At 69.9% G+C, this 16,250-nt stretch carries 27 protein-coding genes; 4 read left to right on the top strand and 23 right to left on the bottom strand.

What is annotated here, in order from left to right; genetic code table 11:
- Positions 1-108: 108 nt before the first annotated feature.
- The 15 genes from Q664_RS51325 to Q664_RS51260 all read right to left on the bottom strand — a co-directional run bounded on the left by Q664_RS51325 (position 109) and on the right by Q664_RS51260 (position 8,229).
- Positions 109-381 (bottom strand): hypothetical protein, encoded by a 273-nt coding sequence (locus Q664_RS51325; RefSeq protein WP_043414963.1) that lies wholly within the window; start codon positions 379-381, stop codon positions 109-111.
- 3 nt (positions 382-384) lie between these two features.
- Positions 385-729 carry a hypothetical protein gene (locus tag Q664_RS51320; RefSeq protein ID WP_152622859.1) on the bottom strand — a complete coding sequence of 115 codons (345 nt, stop codon included), beginning with the start codon at positions 727-729 and terminating at the stop codon, positions 385-387.
- Positions 726-1,334, bottom strand: coding sequence for a glycoside hydrolase family 19 protein (locus Q664_RS57170; protein ID WP_152622858.1), 609 nt, complete (start codon positions 1,332-1,334; stop codon positions 726-728). The genes Q664_RS51320 and Q664_RS57170 overlap by 4 nt, the downstream gene beginning before the upstream one ends.
- Positions 1,324-1,521 carry a hypothetical protein gene (locus Q664_RS58760; RefSeq protein WP_043414958.1) on the bottom strand — a complete coding sequence of 66 codons (198 nt, stop codon included), beginning with the start codon at positions 1,519-1,521 and terminating at the stop codon, positions 1,324-1,326. The genes Q664_RS57170 and Q664_RS58760 overlap by 11 nt, the downstream gene beginning before the upstream one ends.
- Positions 1,518-1,682, bottom strand: a complete 165-nt coding sequence (locus Q664_RS59860; protein ID WP_160174683.1) for a hypothetical protein — start codon at positions 1,680-1,682, stop codon at positions 1,518-1,520. Before Q664_RS59860 ends, Q664_RS58760 begins: the two co-directional genes overlap by 4 nt.
- 2 nt (positions 1,683-1,684) lie before the next feature.
- Complete coding sequence (locus tag Q664_RS51305) at positions 1,685-2,224, bottom strand: hypothetical protein (protein WP_043414955.1); 540 nt, start codon at positions 2,222-2,224, stop codon at positions 1,685-1,687.
- Entirely contained in the window at positions 2,221-2,967 is a 747-nt protein-coding gene (locus tag Q664_RS51300) for a hypothetical protein (RefSeq protein ID WP_043414952.1), read from the bottom strand. The genes Q664_RS51305 and Q664_RS51300 overlap by 4 nt, the downstream gene beginning before the upstream one ends.
- Before the next feature lie 30 nt (positions 2,968-2,997).
- Positions 2,998-3,267: a hypothetical protein gene (locus Q664_RS51295; protein WP_152622857.1), complete on the bottom strand. Its 270-nt coding sequence runs from the start codon at positions 3,265-3,267 to the stop codon at positions 2,998-3,000.
- A 27-nt stretch (positions 3,268-3,294) separates the two neighbouring features.
- On the bottom strand, positions 3,295-4,161 hold the full coding sequence (locus Q664_RS51290; protein ID WP_152622856.1) for a hypothetical protein: 867 nt from the start codon (positions 4,159-4,161) through the stop codon (positions 3,295-3,297).
- A gap of 70 nt (positions 4,162-4,231) precedes the next feature.
- Positions 4,232-5,578 (bottom strand): hypothetical protein, encoded by a 1,347-nt coding sequence (locus Q664_RS51285; RefSeq protein WP_043414944.1) that lies wholly within the window; start codon positions 5,576-5,578, stop codon positions 4,232-4,234.
- A gap of 148 nt (positions 5,579-5,726) precedes the next feature.
- Positions 5,727-6,422, bottom strand: a complete 696-nt coding sequence (locus Q664_RS51280; RefSeq protein ID WP_043414941.1) for an ATP-binding protein — start codon at positions 6,420-6,422, stop codon at positions 5,727-5,729.
- Positions 6,423-6,425: 3 nt separating this feature from the next.
- On the bottom strand, positions 6,426-6,845 hold the full coding sequence (locus Q664_RS51275; RefSeq protein ID WP_043414939.1) for a hypothetical protein: 420 nt from the start codon (positions 6,843-6,845) through the stop codon (positions 6,426-6,428).
- Positions 6,842-7,153 (bottom strand): hypothetical protein, encoded by a 312-nt coding sequence (locus Q664_RS51270; RefSeq protein WP_043414936.1) that lies wholly within the window; start codon positions 7,151-7,153, stop codon positions 6,842-6,844. Before Q664_RS51270 ends, Q664_RS51275 begins: the two co-directional genes overlap by 4 nt.
- Before the next feature lie 28 nt (positions 7,154-7,181).
- Complete coding sequence (locus tag Q664_RS51265) at positions 7,182-7,784, bottom strand: hypothetical protein (RefSeq protein WP_043414934.1); 603 nt, start codon at positions 7,782-7,784, stop codon at positions 7,182-7,184.
- Between the two features lie 211 nt (positions 7,785-7,995).
- The gene (locus tag Q664_RS51260; protein ID WP_043414931.1) at positions 7,996-8,229 is read right to left on the bottom strand and encodes a hypothetical protein; all 234 of its coding nucleotides are present in this window, start codon (positions 8,227-8,229) and stop codon (positions 7,996-7,998) included.
- A gap of 121 nt (positions 8,230-8,350) precedes the next feature.
- Here Q664_RS51260 and Q664_RS51255 point away from each other — a divergent pair, with 121 nt between their 5' ends.
- Positions 8,351-8,557: a helix-turn-helix domain-containing protein gene (locus tag Q664_RS51255; protein ID WP_043414928.1), complete on the top strand. Its 207-nt coding sequence runs from the start codon at positions 8,351-8,353 to the stop codon at positions 8,555-8,557.
- A 9-nt stretch (positions 8,558-8,566) separates the two neighbouring features.
- On the top strand, positions 8,567-9,232 hold the full coding sequence (locus Q664_RS54005; RefSeq protein ID WP_052519760.1) for a recombinase family protein: 666 nt from the start codon (positions 8,567-8,569) through the stop codon (positions 9,230-9,232).
- Positions 9,233-9,727: 495 nt separating this feature from the next.
- On the opposite strand, the gene Q664_RS51245 is transcribed toward Q664_RS54005, so the two are convergent.
- From Q664_RS51245 to Q664_RS51200, 8 genes are all read right to left on the bottom strand, one after another.
- Positions 9,728-9,982 carry a hypothetical protein gene (locus tag Q664_RS51245; protein ID WP_043414926.1) on the bottom strand — a complete coding sequence of 85 codons (255 nt, stop codon included), beginning with the start codon at positions 9,980-9,982 and terminating at the stop codon, positions 9,728-9,730.
- 262 nt (positions 9,983-10,244) lie between these two features.
- Positions 10,245-10,751, bottom strand: a complete 507-nt coding sequence (locus Q664_RS58755; protein ID WP_160174682.1) for a hypothetical protein — start codon at positions 10,749-10,751, stop codon at positions 10,245-10,247.
- 1,051 nt (positions 10,752-11,802) lie between these two features.
- Positions 11,803-12,054 (bottom strand): hypothetical protein, encoded by a 252-nt coding sequence (locus Q664_RS51230; protein ID WP_043414921.1) that lies wholly within the window; start codon positions 12,052-12,054, stop codon positions 11,803-11,805.
- Between the two features lie 465 nt (positions 12,055-12,519).
- Entirely contained in the window at positions 12,520-12,825 is a 306-nt protein-coding gene (locus tag Q664_RS51220; RefSeq protein WP_043414917.1) for a helix-turn-helix domain-containing protein, read from the bottom strand.
- Entirely contained in the window at positions 12,818-13,177 is a 360-nt protein-coding gene (locus Q664_RS51215; RefSeq protein WP_043414915.1) for a hypothetical protein, read from the bottom strand. The genes Q664_RS51220 and Q664_RS51215 overlap by 8 nt, the downstream gene beginning before the upstream one ends.
- Positions 13,170-13,469 carry a hypothetical protein gene (locus Q664_RS51210; RefSeq protein WP_043414912.1) on the bottom strand — a complete coding sequence of 100 codons (300 nt, stop codon included), beginning with the start codon at positions 13,467-13,469 and terminating at the stop codon, positions 13,170-13,172. The genes Q664_RS51215 and Q664_RS51210 overlap by 8 nt, the downstream gene beginning before the upstream one ends.
- On the bottom strand, positions 13,462-13,800 hold the full coding sequence (locus Q664_RS51205; protein WP_043414910.1) for a hypothetical protein: 339 nt from the start codon (positions 13,798-13,800) through the stop codon (positions 13,462-13,464). The genes Q664_RS51210 and Q664_RS51205 overlap by 8 nt, the downstream gene beginning before the upstream one ends.
- The gene (locus tag Q664_RS51200) at positions 13,793-14,053 is read right to left on the bottom strand and encodes a hypothetical protein (protein ID WP_043414908.1); all 261 of its coding nucleotides are present in this window, start codon (positions 14,051-14,053) and stop codon (positions 13,793-13,795) included. The genes Q664_RS51205 and Q664_RS51200 overlap by 8 nt, the downstream gene beginning before the upstream one ends.
- 1,345 nt (positions 14,054-15,398) lie before the next feature.
- On the opposite strand from Q664_RS51200, the gene Q664_RS58750 reads away from it, so the two are divergent.
- Positions 15,399-15,785, top strand: a complete 387-nt coding sequence (locus Q664_RS58750) for a hypothetical protein (RefSeq protein ID WP_152622853.1) — start codon at positions 15,399-15,401, stop codon at positions 15,783-15,785.
- Positions 15,786-15,909: 124 nt separating this feature from the next.
- Positions 15,910-16,250, top strand: a 341-nt coding sequence (locus tag Q664_RS51195; protein ID WP_043414907.1) for a putative periplasmic lipoprotein, incomplete at its 3' end; no start/stop codon positions are given.

Genomic DNA, 16,250 nt, shown 5'->3' with positions numbered 1-16,250 from the left:
GGTACAGGGCGGCAACGTCGTCTGCCAGCCGTAGCCGCTCCACTAACTCAGAAACACAGAGGCCCGCTCCCGTTGATGGGGCGGGCCTCGTTGCTTCTGCGCTTCCGCTCAGGCCTTGGCCGGCTCCCTGGGGAGCCCGAAGGGAAGGGCGGGGAGTTCCTCCGCGGTGCCGGCGTCGGCCGGGAGCTCGCGGACGATGCGGACGCCCTGCAGCTCGGCCTCGAGGAGCTCGCGCTTCTCCTCGAGCTCCACGCGGCGAGCGGCCTGGCCAGGACCGGCCGGTGTCTCCTGCTCGCCCTCGATGGCGTCGGCGATGTCATTGGCCAGGCGCACGCCCCAGACGGCGCCGGCGACGATGAGGAGCAGTCTCAACGGTGACATGGCTCAGCGCTCCTCCGGCGGGGCGCCGCCCGCCCAGATGCTGCTCACGGGGGACGAGGCGTGCGTGGGCGTGCCGGCCACCGCCCCGACGACGCTCTTGCCGGGCGGCGGGGTGATGACCGGCGCCGCCGGCGCCACCTTGGGGAGACTAGCCACCGCGGGCGCGCTGTGGGGATTGCGGCCGATGAACGGGGGGTGGAACAGGCCCTGCTGCCACTTCTCCCACCAGTACCGCCCCAACCAGATGCCGGCGCCGGTGCCGACAGCCAGAACGACGGCGAAACGGATGTCACCGACGACGCTCATCGCCACGTTGCCCGCGGCCTTGCCCACTGCGTTGGCGCTCATGCTGCCCCCAGGGTGGCCTTGGCCTTGGCCCAGAAGGCCTCTCTGTCGGCCATGCCGTTGTAGCCGCCGTTGATGAGGCGGGTGATTTCACGGAAGTTTCCGGTGTCGGCCAGACTGTTGAGGCCTCGGGAGCCCCAGTACCAGGCAGCCACGCGGAACGCGACGTCCGGCTCCGCGGCCCGGGTGGGGTTGTCCTCGAGCGCTACGCCCAGCGCCTTGCCAGCGGTGCGGTAGTTGGCGCGGCCCGTCAGCTGGATGGGGCCCCGGCCCTTGTAGCGCTTGCCGTCGCCGGGCTGGGTGTTGCCCAGGTCTGCCCGGCCCTCGTACGCGGCGCCGGAGGCAATCTCCTCCATGTACCGCAGCTCGCCACTCTCGTGGGCCAACTGCGCGAGGAACGCGGCCGCGCGCTTGGGAGAGGTAATCTCCCGCTCGCGCATGGCGGCGTTGAGGTGGCCGAGGTACTCGGAGGCCTTCGCCACCGGCACCCGGGGCATGATGGCCTTGAGCTGCTCGAGGGAGATGGGCCCGGCTTGTTGCATGAGGACGTACGCTCCGACGGCCACGACGGCCGCGGCGAGGAGGATGAAGCCGACGTTACGGGGCATGGAGGGCCTCCGCGACGCGGTGGACGACGATGCACACCCACGCCATGTCGGCGGGCCAGAAGGGGCAGGAAGCCCCCAGGGCGACGCCCAGCGCGGTGATGGTGATGCGACGCAGCTGCCGACGCCGGCGAACTGCAGACGGGGCCGCCCGCGCCATGCGCGCGGCCGTGGGGCCGGGGGCGCTCACTGCCCGGCCTCGAGGTGGGCGCGGGGAGCGCTGCAGCACTCCCCGCCGCTGGTGGCGACGCCGGCGGCCAGTCCGAAGCCGAGGAAGAGGGCCAGCACGTCCACGAGGGCCCGGCGGGCACTGCGCGCGGCGCTGCGCATGTCGATGATGTTGAGGCACATGTTCAGGCACTCCTGAGGAGAGGGGCGACGTAGGGCCGGACCACGAAGAGGACGACGACGACGCCGGCGGCGCCCGCCGTCACCTTGGCCCACGTGGGCCACGCGAGAGGGTTCGCCACCGTCGCCACGACTTCGACGGTGTCAGCGGCCGTCTTCACCACCACCTCCTCGGTGAAGCGGAAGAAGAGGGACTCGGAGACGACGGTGCCCAGCAGGTCCTTCGTCTCCCGCGCGAGGTCCTCCCGGGCATACCGCGTCCACCTGTCCCAGGTGTACGAGCTGCCGTCGTCGCGCTGACCGCGCTCCGCCCACGAGCGGTACACCTTCTCCCAGCGGGTGATGCGCTCTCCGAGCGACTTGAGGGCCGCCTCGAGGCGGCGCTGAGCGTCCGTCTGGGGCACGAAAAAGGCGGCGGGGCCCAGAAGGAGAAACTGCGCGACGTTGTCTGGGGAGAAGCCCACCGCCAGTGCCCCCTCCCTGTACTTCCCGCGGATCTCGGACACCAGGGCGTCCGCCGCGGCCTTCTGGGCGGCCGGAGTCACGGGAACCTCAGGGTGGCGCGCACGGTGGGCCTGATGCCGTGGGGGAAGGCCGTCGGGACGTCCGTCGTCATCACCACGCGGCAGCCGTGGGGGACGTCATTACGAATGAACGTCGTGTCGCGCCCGATGCTGAAGCTTTCCCAGAGCGTCCAGCCGTAGTTGTTCAGCGTGGCGCCCGGGTAGGCCGAGGTGTCCAGCGCCTCCGGGCCCTTCGCCCACACCTGCACGGTCACGGGGCCGAACGTCGCCTCTGTCGTCTGGAAGTTGAGCCGGAGCGACTCGGTGTAGGGGTGGACAACGAAGCCCGACTCGCCGAACGGATTCCCCTCCCAGTCCGGCGCCGTGCCGTCGATGATCTCCTGCGGGGTGCCGGAGAAGAGCGTGAACTGGTTCACCGGCATCATGGGGAACAGCGCGCGCACGCCCGGGATGTGCTGGTAGTCCTCCCCTTCGTCCAGGAGACGCACGCGCCAGCAGCTGTGAGCCTGCGCTCCCGTGATTTCTCGTACCAGCCGCTCCGACGCGAAGGTGATGACGCTCGGACCCATCAGTCGGAGCGACTCCCCCCCACTTCCCATCACCACCTCGAGCGGATAGACGCCCGGCACACTGGCGCCCTCATCGCTCGACTCGGTGGCGAGCCTGTCAGCCTCCGGAAGGTCCGGCACGGCGGCGATACGACGGCAGGTGGCTCCGATGTCGATGGTGCCCGTGTCGTCCGCGTACGTCCTGTAACTGCGCATGTGCTGCCTCCACCGGGGGCGGGGGAGGGCTCAGCCAAAGATGCTCTGGATGCCGCTGAAGATGGACTTGCCGGTGTTGAAGATGCCGCCGATGGTGTTGACGATGTCGTTGAGCGGATTGGCCGGAGCGGCCGGGCGCGCGGGCTGCTGGGGCGGCGGGACGTACACAGGGACGGGCGCCTGGTACACCGGCTGGGCCGGCGCCGAAGCGGGCGCCTTGTTCCGGGTGGCGACGAAGTAGACGGCCGTGCCGACAGCCCCGGCGCCAGCGATGATGAGCACCACTTCCACAGGTTTCACAATGCACCTCTGCCGGGGGCGGGCGGGTTACCAGTCCTGCAGGGAGTCGGAGGGCAGCTTCTTGCCCGTGGGCTTCTTCGCGATGACCTTGGCCTTCTGCTTCTCCTGCTCGGCGAGGGCCTTCGCGGCTTCCACCTCGGCCTGTCGCCGCGCCTCGAGCTGAGCTTCGGTGAGCAGGGGAGGGGGCGGGGGAGGCGCCTTGGGGCGCTCGCCGAAGATGGCGTCACCGATGCCACCAATCAGCTGGTTGGCGGCGCTCCCATTCTTGAAGGGGTCGAACTCGGAAACCGCGCCACGCACTGCCTTCTCGGCCTCCTCGCCGGCGATGGCTCCGATGGCCGCGCTGGCCAGCTCCGCGGCGCCCTTGACGGCCGCGACGGCTCCCACCACCGGGGCGCCGAAGACGAGGCCCGCCGCTGCGGCGATGCCGCCCACCTGGCCGATGTCCTTGCTCAGCTCCTTGTCGATGCCAACGGCATCGGCGAGCTTCTCCAAGCCTTGCTGAGCGACGAAGCCAACGGAGGCCACGTGGCCGAAGACACGGACCGCGTCCTGCGTGGCCTCGTTGGCGCCGAGCGCGCCGACGATGTGCTCCTGCAGCTCCAGGCTCTTGAGGCCCAGGTCAATCATCGCGCCGGCACCGCCTCCGAGCAGCTTCGCCGCGTCGGAGATGAGGTCCCCCCCGGTGCGAGGCTCCTCGGGCGGCGCGAGCTCGCCGACGGGTGGGCCCTCGGGCTCGGTCGCGGCGAAGCCTACTGGAGCTGGGTCCGTGGGCACCGCCGACGGCGGCTGGGGCGGGGGTGGCGCAGCGTCCGACGCTTTGCGCGTGGAAGCATACGCGGCCGCGGGCAGGCCAACGGCCGCCAGGGTGAGCACGACGTGCCATGCTTTCATGAGAGAGGCCCGGGGGCGGACGCAAGGAGATGGCGCCAGGCAGGGATGCCCGGCGCCCGTGGGTCATGCTCTACTTGGCCTTGAGCAGCAGCCCGCGCATCTGGATGCCGGTGCCACTCAGGCCCTTGCCGAGACCGCGCGCGTTCTGTACGCCACCAGGGGCGGCCCGGGTGAGCTGCTTCACGATGGCGTCGGCGCTCTTCGCTTCACCCTCGCCCAGGTGCTGGTTGTACAGGTTGCGGGCGCGGGCAAGCGCGGTGGGCGGAATCGACTCGGCCACCGCGTCCGACCCGGGCGTGGCGTAGTAGCCCGCCACCTTCTCGAACTCGATGTCGTCCTGGTCCAGCAGTCGGAAGGGTTCGGCGAAGGCCAACCGGTCCGGGTAGTTGAGCCCCTCGATGGCCGCCACCGTCGCCGCGCGCAGCGGCTTGTTCCGGAGGTTGGCGAAGGTGGCGATGTCCTCCTGCACCTTGTTCGTCTCGACGATCGGCACGTAGTAGTAGCCGAGCGTCACGCTGGACAGGTCCTTCTTCAGCTGCTCGAAGCGCGGCGCGCCCGTCGGCAGGTCCTGCCACTCCTGGCCAGGGGTGACGGCGTAGAGGACCGTCACCTCATCGGTGATGGAGGCCTCCGCCGTGAGCTCGGGGTTGACGCCCTCGAGCTCCACCAGGACGTCGCCGGCCGAGACGTTGTCGTGGATGAGCTCCTCGTCGATCTTCAGCTCGAAGGAGGACAGGGACGAGGCCGCGTGAGCCGCGGAGAGCTCGGTGATGAGAAGGGGAAGGCCGGGCGGGAGCTTGGCCACCTTGTCCTTCTCCTCCACCTCGATGTACTCGGCGAAGTAGCTCGCGCGGTCACCCTTCACCGACTGGGTGAGCGGAACGTACTCGGCCACCACGTTGCCGGAGATGGCGAGACCCGTATCCACCGCGGCCGAGCTGTACTTCATATCGATCTCGATGGTGCTGGCCTGGGAGCGGCCGACGCCCGTCCACACCCGCCGGCCGCCGCGCAGCTGGTGGAGCATGCCGGTGGGGATGAGGCTCCAGAACTCGACGGCCGTCGTCTGGCCGTTGGGGAGGCTCCGGGCGAGTCCCGTGCTGGTGTTGTCCCACCCGGCCACGTCCTGGCCCACGGCGAAGCGGCCGAGCTGGCGCATCTTGTCCAGGGAGATGGCGTTGTAGGGCTTGCGGTGTCCATTCCTCCCGTGCGTCAGGGTGAGGATGAACAGCGACAGGAGCGTCTTGCGCTGCGCCGCGGAGAGCGCCACGGCTCCGCCGGTGGAGTTGGCGATGGGCACCGTCAGCTTGCACAGCATGACGGGCATCAACTTGCCCTTGAGCAGCTCGAAGGTACCGCGCTTGACCTTCTGGAAGATGCCCGGGGTGGTGAGGGTGAGAACGTTACCCTTCTTCACGTGTTACCTCGGACCGGGGGCGGACCTGAGGCTGAGAGAGTGTGGGTGCTTCAGGCGACCATGCTGTGGATGGCCGGGGCGAACTTCTTCGCGGCACCCAGGACGGCGAGGGTACCGACGATGGCGCCAACGATGACGAGACCGGTCTTCATTTGCTGCGCTTCCTTTCGTCCCGCGGCGGCGGGACCTGATGGCTGTCGCTCCAGTAAACCGACTCGCCGGGGCGGAGGAGCGCGACCCGCTCGGCGAATTCCTTTCCACACCTCCGACGCAGGGCGTCCACGTCGTCGTCGTCCAACTGCAGCCCGCTGTCGACGTCGGTGAGCTGCGTCCGAGCTCCCTTCGGGATGTCCGTCATCCTCTGGGTGATGAAGCACACCGGCACGCGCCACTTCCGGGACTCGAAGGCGAGGCGGTTGAGCGTGCGCGCGGCCTGTTCCTGGTACCGGTGGAGCTCGTCCATAACGAGGAAGATGCCGCCGGTGCTCTCCAGCAGGTTGACCAGGTCCGCGAGTTCCTCCGCTGTCTCCTCGGGCTCGCCGTTGGCGACGATGGCGAGGCCCAGCCGCGGATCGTCGATGATGTCTCGCCAAACCGTATGCCAGGCGCCCCACGTGAGGCGTGTGGGCAGGCACCCCAGCACCACCTCGCCCGGCCGCGGCGTGCCCTGGCGGCTGTGTTCGTCGTGCGGGTCGATGACGATGGTAGGCCAGCCGTTGCCACCGTCCCACTCCCGGGCAATGAGCGCCTTGGCGCGGTTGCCCTTTCCGCTACCGGTGAGGCCGGTGAACCCAATGCGTTTGCGCGGCTCGAGCGGGCCGACTTTCGACTCCGGCAGACGCATGGCTCAGGCCTTCGCCTCCGTCGTCGTCGGCGCGGTCGTCTCGCCGATGGCGGCCGGCTGGGAGGGGGAGCCGAAGAACAGCTCCCCCATGTGAGCGATGAAGACGGGCCCGAAGACGGTCGCCACGGCGAGGCCCGCGGCGGCTGCCGGCGTCATGGCGTTGACCTTCCCAAGGAGCTGCGCCGCAAGGGGCGCGGTCCCCTTGGCCAGGGACATGACGGGGTTGATGGTGATGGAGAGTTCCTCGAGCTTCCCCTCGGCGCCCACCACCTGGCCCTTCTCGACGCGCAGCTCGAGCGCCTGAGCGTACCGGGCGGGCAGCTTCGAGCGGGCCTCTCCCCACAGGTGGCCCATGATGCCCTCCTGCTCGGCGATTTCGGACGGCTTGGGCCAGCCAGGCTTCTGGCCGGGCTCTGCCTTCACCAGTGCCGCGTCCCCGGGCTTGGGGGTGTCTCGGCCGGGCCGGTGCTGCCGGCGCTGGGCTCGCCGCGGAGCTCCCTCATCTTCGCGGCCGCGGCACGGATCTTGTCGGCGTTCTTCTCCTTGGAGAGGGCCTTGAGCTCGCGGCGCAGCTGGGCGTCCGCTGCGTCCCGCTCACGCTTCGCCTCGTCAACGGGCTTCTTCTTCGGGCCGGCGGCCGGCTCGCCCCCTGCCGGAGGCGTGGGGGAGCTCGTCGCTGGCGAGGCCTCAGCTGGGACGGGGGCGTTGTTGGACAAGGGGATGTCGGCCATGGGAGTGGCTCTCCGCGGCAGGGGGGGACTACTTCGCGATCGACTTCTTGCTGCTGCTCGATCGCGGGGCGGCGGCCGTCGGCTTCGCGTCCTCGAGCGCCTGCAGCCGGAGGGCGAGCACCGTCATCCGTTCGTCCATGCCACCGACGCGGCCCTCGAGCCGCGTCACACGGCCGGAGGGGTGCCCGAAGAGCCGCGTCAGCCCCTCCTCGACGTCCTTGGCCGTCGGGTACTCGTCGCGCACGCGCTCCAGCTCCTGGGAGAGCTCGGCGCGAGGCCCCGCAAGCTGAAGCTGCGTGCAGGCCTGCAGCTCCTCCATCTTTTGCTCGAGCGATTTGAGCCAGGCCTCGTGGTCGGCATGGCGGAACTTCATCCCCTCGCCGAACTCGAGGAGCTCCGCCTTGAGGGGGGCCGCCGGGGGGTACTCCTCGCGGATGCGCTTCAACTCCTCCTGAAGCTCGCGTCCGAAACGGACCAGGTCCGTGAAGCCAGCGGCAGCCTCGAGCGGAGAGGGCGCCGCAGCGGGCTCGGCCTGGCGCGCCGTGGGCTGTTGGGCTTCCGACGCCGAGCAGGTGCTCGTCGTCGCGAGCATGGCGGCCGTCCTGACGTGGGCGCGGGTGGTGCTCTTCATGAGTTCGTCTCCTGCAGAAGAAGATGGTGGGCTGGAGTCGCGGCGGGCCGCCCTCGCCCACCAGGAGGGGGCCCGTGGGCGCCCGCTCCCCTCAGAGAGGCCCGTGCGACTGCCCCGGGCCGTAGAAGTGCCGCGCTCCGGGGGTTGACGCCCCCGGCAGGGCCTGGAATGACTTCCAGCGCGGCTGGCCCTGAATCTCCGCCCCCGGAGATCAGCGCCCGTCCAGGTCGGTGGTGAACCACCGCCAGAAGCGGGCAAAGAGGCCCGGAGGGGCCGAGGGACGCGAGTCCTTCGGGGCCTCCGGGTGGGACACCTCGGGGCCAGCCGCACCACCTGCAGCGGGGCCGTCCTCCACCGTCGGAGCGTCGTCGCGCTTGTCGCTCGGCTCCTCGGGCTTCATGGGTTCGGCCTGGCTCTCGGCGGTCGGCTTGCTGTCGGCGTCCATGGACACGGACAGTGCCGCGATTCGGCTACGCTGTGCAGTCAGCAGGAGTGAGCAGGATTAGGCGCGTTTGGTGCCGCGTTGGGTAGGCACCCTCCTTCCCGCCCCCGGAGGGAGAGCGACGATGAGTGACGTGACTGAGTCAGCCTTCTGGGACGTCGACGAGACGGCCGTCTACTTCGGCGTGTCCACCTGGACCATTCGACGCATGGTGAAGGCAGGGAGGCTTCTCCACGTGCGGGTGAACGGGGCCATTCGCATCTACAAGGCCCGAGCTGGGTTCACCCCGCTGGTGCCACAGCCCGAGGCAGCCGCAGCGCCGGCGGCATAGCCTGTGGGGATGAGCACCGACGCCAAGGCCCCAAAGGTCGCGCTGTACCTGAGAGTCAGCACCGAAGAGCAGACGCTCGAGCAGCAGGAGCGCGAGCTCCGCCGCGAGGCAGAGCGCCGACGGTGGGAGGTGGCTGGCGTCTACGCGGAGAAGGCCAGTGGAGCCACGGTGAAGCGGGCGGAGCTGGCGCGGCTCCGCCACGATGCTGCCCTCAACCGATTCTCCGCGGTGCTCGTCTGGGACGTCGCCCGGCTCGGCCGCGACTTCCTCGACGCTGGCTTCGTCGCCCGCGAGCTCTTCCGACGCGGCGTCGCCGTCGTCTCCTCTACCCAACCCGACCTGGACCTTTCGACGCCCCACGGCCAGCTGGTCCTCAACGTCTGGCTCTCCTTCGCCCAGTACCGACGCCAGGAGATCTCCCGCGCGACGCGTCGACGGCTGAAGCAGCTCAAGGACGACGGTGTGAAGCTCGGGCGTCGCCCCAAGCCCGTCGACCCCTTCGAGGCCCTGGCGGTGCTGCAGGAGTGCAAGGGCGTGAAGACGCAGGCCGCCCGACGGCTGAGGGTTTCCGTCGACACGCTGGATCGACGCCTCGCCGAGGCCAAACGTCGACGGGCGTCGACGACTCCCGACGCTCCGGCGGCCGGCGTCGAGCCGCAGCGGCTGCCGTCGTAATTCCTCGTCGACCAGGTGCTCGAGCACCACCAGGTCCTCCTCGAGGCCTCCGACGCCGGCGAGCACCACCAGGTCCTCGTCGACCAGGTGCCATGGCCGCGCACCGCAAAAAGGGTAGGGCGGCACGGCCCCCTCTGTCCCCAGTCAAAACAAGGACTTGGGGGTCGGTGGGCAACTCGCCGCAAAAACGGTCGTTTTAGCGGCGTCGGCGAGTGTCGGCCCGACGCGTCGGCCGGCCGTCGTACTGGCGTCCCAAATCGCCGGAGTGGCGTCGGCGACCACGTCGACCGGCGTCTGGACGGCGTCTGCGTCAGCCGAAGAGCGACCGCAGCGAAGGGGGTAGGGCGGAGTCTCTGATCGTGCCCTGCACCATCCCTACGACGAGGGCTATGCCGACGGTGCCTATGGCCAGCACGGCCCTCTGCCGCTTCGTCCGGACGCCGCGCTTCTTCCACTTCCGGGGCATTCGTCCGCCTCGGTGGCGAGGGTCCCAGCTCACGTGCCCGCTCCCTTCGAGGGTGCACCGCGGCCGTCAGAGGAGACGTCGGTCCGATAGAGTGCCGCGAGCCTTCGAACGTCTGCGCCGAGCTCTGCGGCCCTGCTCATCAACGCCGTCACCGCCCGCACATCCTCGGGCTCCATGGCAATCACCACCTCGGCCAGCCGCCTCGCCACCTGGACGACCCCGGACGACGAGTCGAGTGTCCCGAGACACCCGGACAGGTGCACCAGCTCCGGTCTCCCGCTCAATGCACCCACCTCCGCGCGGCAGCTGCTGACTGCACCGGGCCCGCGGCGACGCGGAGCAGTGTCATTCCAGCTGCGGCGACCAGGTCCCACCGGGCCCGTCGGAAGGACTCCCGGACGGCGAGGGCCACCAGGCCGGCGCCGAGCAACTCACCAAGGGACTGGGGGAGGTTCTGAGGCTTCAGACTCATGCGCGCCCAGAACGCTCGAGCGCCAGCGTCCCATGCCCCGCCCAGCACGCTCGGCCGCCCCTCGGCAGAGGGGCCTACGCCGACGCAGCAGTGGGCTGCTCGGCAATCATCCAGAGCACGGCCAAGCCTACGTCGGTTGCGGCCTGGTCGACGGCACCGCGCACCGTCTCCACGAAGTCGAAGGAGAACGCGTCGCGGCACTGCATGACGAGCGTCCCCTCCGACAGCTCGACGGGCGTCCCTATCAACGCGAGCTGCTCGCGCGTGTGCTTCTTGCCTCGACGCTCGAGCACGTCCAGGACACTGGCCCAGGCCCGGCCCGCGTCCGAGGACACGTCCACGCTGGGCGGGGCCTCTGGCGACTCCTGATGGGTGGTGGCTGCAGCCATGCCCACGTACTTTGTCCACACGTCGTCGTTGGTGAACGCGTTGGCCGGGTAGGGGGGCGAGTACTTCTCCGCCGGGTACCGGGCGCTCAGGTACGCCAGCCATCCGCGGAAGAGCAGGTCTTCCTTCCCGCCGACGGCCGGATCCACCATGGCTCGGGCGTACCAACTCGCCCACCCCTTGGGGCTGGGCACCGACGGTAGATGGGGGTGCGCCTTCCGACGGGCCTCGGTGCAACGGGCGAAGAAGGCCTCTGCCGGGGCCGCGGGGCCTTCCACAGGGGGGGAGGAGAGGCCTACCCCCGGGCCCCCAGCCCCGAGTTCCTCGAGCGCGTCCTGGCGACGCTCATCACGGCGGGGGGAGGCCGGCACCAGGTGGGCGCCGGGAAGGGCTCTCTGTACCGGCTGGACGTCCGCGGCAGCGTCCGCGGACGGGGCCGGAGGAGCAAGGGTCGGACGTCCGGCGGACGTTCCAGGTGGGGTCCCTCCTGCTGCAGCAGTAGAAGAATCTCGTCTCATCTCATCTCGTCTCATCTGTGGCCGGACGTCCGGCGGACGTCCGCCGGACACTCCCCCCTTGGCCCTGGCCCGGGCGTCCCGTTTACGCTTCGCCTCGCGGGCCCTCTTTTCAAGGGCTTGCACGTACCGGTCGCTCGTGGTCAGGCGGACGCTGTCACCCTCCCTGAGTAGAATGCCCGCTCGGAGCAGGGCATCCCAGAAGCGGCCCGGAGCGCCCGTCCAGAAGGCGCCCAACTCCAGGGCCCTGGCCCACCGGGTCTCATCCGCCGAAGCGTCCTCGGAGCGTCCGGCGGACGCGTCCAGGGGCGAGAAGCGTCCGGTGGGCAAGGCCTGCACCGCCCACACCTGGAGCTCCTGCATGTGTCCGAGGAAGGTGAGGCGGTCCAACCCCAGCATGTCGGCTGCTGAGACGGCGGCAACCGTCCGGGAGAACCCCACATCCACCTGTATCCAGTCCAACGCCATAGACGAACAACTCCGGGTGCTGCTTCAAGCCGGCCCCCCAGCGTCCGCGGGACGCCAGGGGGCACGTTGGGACTACGTCACCTATCCGAGTCCTGGGAAGCCGCGGCTCCATCGCCAATTCGACGCTGGGGCGCAGTACTCGAAGCCTCGTCGCCGACGCACCGGTGCCGGCGCATGACGACGACAGAGCCATCTCCACCGAGGGGCACAAACGTGGGGATGATGCGCCAGCAGAGAGGGCACATCGCGGGGGCGGAGGTGCTCATGATCGCCGGACCTCCTCGAGCACGTCCCGGGCGTTGGCCCAGGCGTGCCAGAGGTTGAGGGCCGCGCCGAGCGTCACGAGGACCGCTCCCGGCACGTCTCCCGTCATCGCCAGGTGGGCGAAGACAAGCTCGAGCACGAGCGTCGTAGCCAGGTGCAGGAGCACCAGCACGGCGAACCACGTCACGCGGACGGGGTTCACCGGGTCTGCCCAGCCATCGCCATAGCGCCGTCGACGGAGGCGGTTCATCGTCGGGCCTCCGTCACAAGGGCGCTCTGTGCCTGGTCCATCTCCTCGGTGCGGGCGTGCATGTCGACAGTGGCCTTTTCCCGCACCTCGACAGCTGCCCTCCACGCCCCGCGCCCCTGGTTGGCTGCCGTAGACGCCGGGCCATACGTGACCTCGGCGACCTGCAGCCAGTGCAGAGCCTTGAGCTCCGCCTGAGTCGCAACCAGCAACTCATGCGCAGCGTGGGTGTACGCAACACGTGCCCTTGCGGCCCGCTCCTGCGTGGGTGTCATGGAGTCCCCCCATCGTCGTCGGTGGAGGGCTCGGACGTCCCGCCAGCCACCTCCGGAAAAAGGGAGAGCTGCCGAGGGTCACCCGCAGCCGGAGTTCCACCCGGCGTGACGACGCTCTGCTGTTGAGCCTGGCGCTCGAGCTCGCGGGCCCGAGCGGGGTCGGTGAGCCAGAGGTCTTTCGAGGGACCGGTATTCATGTTTCGGCCCTCGCCCCCGACGGCGCGTGACGGAACGCCGCCAAGCTCTCGCGATGCACCCGGGCCCCGATGGCCATCAGCTCGCCCGGGGCCCGGCAGACGCGCCACATCCGCTTGCTCTGCGGATTCTGGATCTGGACCAGTCGCCGCGCCTTGAGCGCACGTAGCACGGCCAGGGCCCGAGGCTCGGGAGCGTTGACCCGAACGTCGGAGACGGTGCTCCCGGGGTTGAGCCAGAGGTAGACGAGAACCAGGGCCTCGGACGGGGACAAGGCCCCGCTGGGTTTCTTTGCCTTAGCCACGAGAAGCCTCATCGTCGGTGGCGCGCGCGGCGTTCGGACACCAAACGTGGTGTGAGCCGATGCGCGTTGGAACGCCGAGACACATCCGGCAGCGGCCGGCCGCGAGGGCCTCACTGACGGGCGACACGGGCAGTCCCTTGCGGGCCTGCTCGAGCCGCAGCAACGCGACGCCCAGCGTCGTCGCCACCGCATACTGAGCGGCTTCGGCCTGCTGCAGCACCGTGACGCCCAAAGGGTGCCCGCCGAGGTTGCTCGCGTCCATGGCGAGGCGAGTGAGCCTGTCGCCGAGCTCGCCCGCAGCCTTGGTGGCCGCGACGAGCTCCGTCACCAGCTGCTCGAGGTTCTCAGCCATGGGCCACCTCCAGCGAGGCACCGCAGATGCAGCAGGTGGCCGGGTCGCGGAGGCTCGGCACGTGTCCGCCGCTGCGCGAGCACCGGAGCTGGGCCAGGCCGCGCTCGAGCTGCTCGAGCGGAGCGAACGTCACGGACACCGGCAGGGGGGGCAGCTCGGACGTGGGCTCCGAAACGGGGGGCAGCCGCATGCGCGAGACTTGGGCGCCGCACTTGCCGCACCGGCCGGGGTTCAGCTCATCGGTGTTGTGGCCGCCCATGAGCTGGCACAGTTGCTGGAGGGTCCTAGCCATGGTGACGCACCTCCGCCGCGGACTTGGCGTCGTGGAGAACCGCCAGCACACCTCCGTGGCCAACGTCGCTCGCGAGCTCCATCAACTGCCAGAGGCGCTCCGGCAGCTTCCACCGGTTGTCGGGCCACGGTTCGACCACGTTCTCGAACCAGAGCGTCTCGAGCAGCGCGGTGACGCAGTCCGCGTCGGTGAGATCGAGAGGCGCACGGTCCGGGCCGACGAACGCAGCGCCACCGAAGTGCTCGACCACATCAGCAGCTGTCCGCGGGCCATGCTTGAGCAGGTAGGCGACCAGAAGCCGCTCCTCGAGCGTGAAGAGGGGCTCAGTCATGGCTGCCTCCCATGGCACGAGGAGCGATGCCCTCGAGCTCCCGGCGGAGCACCGTGACAACGCCGATGAGGTTCCTGATGCGCCAGGCCTTCCGCGAGTCGAGGGCACTCTTGAATGCCTCTCCGAGGACCTCCTCGAGTTCCTCGCTCCGCTCAAGAGCCTCCGTCAGGTGGGACTCGTCGGGGTCCCGGAGGAACGGCTCGATGCGGGGACCGTGAGGGCTTGTCTTGCGCTTCCTGTGTGTGGGGGCCACTGGCGAGGCTCCAGGCCGGAGGGGAAACAGCAACGGCCGGGCACCTGGCGCCGCGAATGGGCAGCACCAGGTACACCGGCCGTTCGGCCTCGCCAGACCGGCCGTCACTGGCGAGGAGAGAGCGTGGAGAGGCTCGCGAGCGGAGGGGCTCGAGCGCGCCGGAAGACGTGCCAGGTGGGGAGAGAGGCACCCAGCAAGCGGGTTTCGGGCCAGCCGTTGGGCAGCCGACGAAACCCCTGAAATCCCTAGTGATTCCCTAGGCTTAGGGTCTGATAACGCCTTGTCTTCTGTCTCCTCGGAGCGTATAAACAGCCCGTCGAACTCGCTCAGCCGCAAGGCGCACCAGTTCCGCTCGGGGCGTTGTCAGACCCGACCGGTACAACCGCGTCCCGGCGAAAGACGCGAGTCAATGGATTCAGGGTCCTGGGGCCGTTCCCGTCGCTGGTAGGGGGCAAGCCCGCAGACCGACAGAAAACACGTGGTTTGGGTGGCAAGACCCGGTCACGTGGCTCCAGGTGGTGAGCGGTTCGCGCCGCTCCCCCTGGGGCAGTTTTTTTGACTGCCAGAGGGACAGCCTAGTTTCCGGGCTTTCCCGCAGCAAGGGGCCAGATCGCACCGCCTCCCACGGCGGAGGTATGCGCCTCACCCGCACACACAACCGACTGTGTCCATGAGGCGCGCCGCCCCTATGGGTAGGGGAGGGCACCCCTCCGTTACCCCCGGGCTCCTGTGCGGGAGCTTCGTCTTCCAGTAGGCGCCGCCTGTGACATACCGAACAGGGTACAGGTCCGCGCAGTGCGAGAAGGATGGGTGCACCACCCGAGCCTCGCGACGTTGCCGGGTGTGCGAGGCGTGGGTGTGCAGCGGGCACCGCTTCGGCTCGGGGCACTGGTTCCGCTGCTACGAGTGCCCCGCGGAGGCCCTCCGCCAGGCCCGGGAGCTGTGGGAAGCCCAGGTGCAGGAGGAGAAGGCCGCGGAGCGTGCTCGAGACGAAGCCGAGGCAGCCAGGCTCGCCGAGCTCGGTCCGCCGCACCTGTCCCCGCCGGGCACGTTCCGCGCTGGCGTCTGGTGGGGCCTCGGGAGGATGGCGCTGCTGCGGGAGGTAGCTGAGGCGTCCTTCGGTGAGAAGCGCCCCGTCGCGCTACCAGCTGCTGGGCCGCCCCCGGGCTGGCGAGCACCTGGTCGTCGGCCTTCTCGAGGACGCGCGCCGCCCTGGCGCGAGCTCCGCAGGTGGCGGCGTCAGATTGCCCAACGGCGGGGGTATGGTGCGCCCATGCCCCCTCGCAACCGGAGAGTCCACCGACGCGACGTGCGGCCCCTGTGGGCCCGGGTGGCGCGTGCAGCCGTGGCCCTGGTTGCGGTGCTGGCACTTGCTGTGGTGCCGCTCCAATTGCTGCCTCGAGGCTCCCGGGGCGAGCTCCGCGCGGAGCAACTGCCCCTCGCCGGTGCTGACATCGATGGAGACACCTCGGGACTCCACCTCTGGCCGGTAGACCTCGGAGCAGACGCCGGGCCGCCTCGACCTGGTCAGGGTCCAACGCCGCTGAAGGGCCAGAAGCGCGCTCCGTGCGACCAGCGGTATGAGGTCGAGGCCTCCGGCGTTTGCTGGTTGCCGGTGCAGGCGCGCCCACCGGACTGCCCGCCGCAGACGGTGGGCTACAACGGGCAGTGCCTGTTACCGCTGGGGCAGGCGCGAGCTCCGCCGGTCAGCGTCGACGCGGGCAGCCCGTAGTCATCCGGTGGCGGGCGCTGTTGACTGGTGGGCGGGTGGCGTCAATACCACCGCCGGAGTACGTCGGGCGCCGCTTCGGGCGGCTACGGTGCGCGGCGCAGTCCAACCCTCGCCAGGAGCACCCATGAAGCAACTCCTCGTTGTCGCGCTCGCCGCCCTGTCCCTCGTCGCCTGCAGTTCTCCGGAAGCCGGAGATGCCTGCAGCCCGGACGGCTCCGGCGTCTGCGCCAGCAACACCGAGGCCCTCTTCTGCGAGAGCAGCGTCCTCCGCGCCATCCCCTGCAGCGGTACGACGGGCTGCATCGCGAACAACGACCGCGTCGCATGTGACTTCAGCCGCGCCACGGCTGGCCAGGCCTGCCCACGCTCCGTGGAAGGACAGGGACAGTGCGCCGTGGGCCAGCCGGACAACCTGCTGAAGTGCACGAGCGGCACCTGGACGGCGCAAGCGTGCAAGGGATGCGC

The organism is Archangium violaceum Cb vi76 (assembly GCF_000733295.1).
Classification (GTDB): Bacteria; Myxococcota; Myxococcia; order Myxococcales; family Myxococcaceae; genus Archangium; species Archangium violaceum.
The sequence above is the reverse complement of the archived record's forward strand: the minus strand, read 5'-3'. Positions and strand labels throughout refer to the sequence as shown.